The following is a 1,394-nucleotide window of genomic DNA, read 5'->3' as shown; positions in this document are numbered from 1 at the left end:
GTTTGCATGACTGACGACGGCAACGCTGATGGCCACTTTTGCCATAACCGCGTTTTTTCACAGGAGATGTCTGTTCACAAAACGGGCATCTTACATCAACTTTAGCCACTGTATTCCACATCCAAAACCGGACATTTCACACTGCAATCAACATATTGAATAAACGACCCAATGGCCAATCGGTGCTACGTAGCGAGCCATCGCGCTTTACCTACGGAATAGAACCTGCCTTGACACAATCCGTAGGTGGTGCAGAATCGTTTTATATGTATCAGGTGGCGCTGAAAGGTAGTGCGGATTATCGTCTGAGCGATCACTGGTCTGTGGGTGGGGCAGCGTCATTGAACCTGATCAACAACTACGATCGTTTTAATTATAAAACGCCCCCGACTGATACTACTTCACCGCGCGTCAGAACTTGGATTCGTGAATATGTAACCTCTTCCGATTTGCTGCTGACCAACCTGCAATTGACGCGCATGGATAACCCAGCGACAGACTGGTACACCCAGGTGTACGGCGGTTATCTGGAAATGATGTATGCCGGGTTCGGATCGGAAGTGCTGTACCGTCCGTTCGGTGAGCGCTGGGCGCTGGGGCTGGATGTCAACTACGTTAAGCAGCGTGACTCGAATGACATTATTCGCACGGCGGATTATGACGTAGTGACCGGGCACCTTACCGCGTATTGGGAAATGCCTTATGTTGAAGGATCGTTTGCGAAAATCAGCGTCGGGCGCTATCTGGCCGGAGACTATGGTGTCACGGTCGATCTGTCGCGTCGCTTTGACAGCGGCATCACCGCCGGGGTGTTTGCTACCAAAACCGATGTCAGCAGCAAAGACTATGGCGAGGGCAGCTTTACCAAGGGCTTCTATATCTTCATTCCGTTCGATCTGATGTTTACCGAACCGACGGTGAAACGTGGTGCCGTCGGCTGGGTACCGCTGACGCGTGATGGCGGTCAGATGCTGCAACGGCGTAACGGTCTCTACGGCGTGGCGTGTGAAATCCGCTAATAGCAATAAGTCGCTGGCATCGATATGCTGCCTTACTCTGCGTGAGTAAGGCAGCATTGTTTTTACCTGATAAAGGAAAACTGCTGGTTGCCAGTGGACGTTATGCGAGTTTCAGGTAACGATATAAATAACAAATTAACTGCGTTAATGTGGGTCTTCCCTTGTTGTGGTGGCTGAAGGCATGATAATGGCGTATTAAATTGCAGGGTCGTGTATTCAATATGTTGATTGCATTGTGAAATGTCCGGTTTTGGATGTGGAATACAGTGGCTAAAGTTGATGTAAGATGCCCGTTTTGTGAACAGACATCTCCTGTGAAAAAACGCGGTTATGGCAAAAGTGGCCATCAGCGTTGCCGTCGTCAGTCATGCAAAC

The 1,394-nt window shown here is 49.7% G+C and carries 2 protein-coding genes and 1 pseudogene; 2 read left to right on the top strand and 1 reads right to left on the bottom strand.

What is annotated here, in order from left to right:
• A partial coding sequence (locus tag QZ506_RS19025) for an IS1 family transposase (protein ID WP_367273042.1) occupies positions 1-109 on the bottom strand: 109 nt, incomplete at its 3' end.
• Between the two features lie 64 nt (positions 110-173).
• On the opposite strand from QZ506_RS19025, the pseudogene QZ506_RS19020 reads away from it, so the two are divergent.
• Both QZ506_RS19020 and QZ506_RS19015 read left to right on the top strand, forming a co-directional pair.
• Positions 174-1,019, top strand: a pseudogene (locus QZ506_RS19020) (YjbH domain-containing protein); the annotation flags it as partial.
• Between the two features lie 266 nt (positions 1,020-1,285).
• Positions 1,286-1,394: IS1 family transposase (locus QZ506_RS19015; protein ID WP_367273042.1), on the top strand; the 109-nt coding region annotated here is incomplete at its 3' end.

This window comes from Candidatus Symbiopectobacterium sp. (genome assembly GCF_020054415.1).
Taxonomy (GTDB): domain Bacteria; phylum Pseudomonadota; class Gammaproteobacteria; order Enterobacterales; family Enterobacteriaceae; genus Symbiopectobacterium.
The sequence above is the reverse complement of the archived record's forward strand: the minus strand, read 5'-3'. Positions and strand labels throughout refer to the sequence as shown.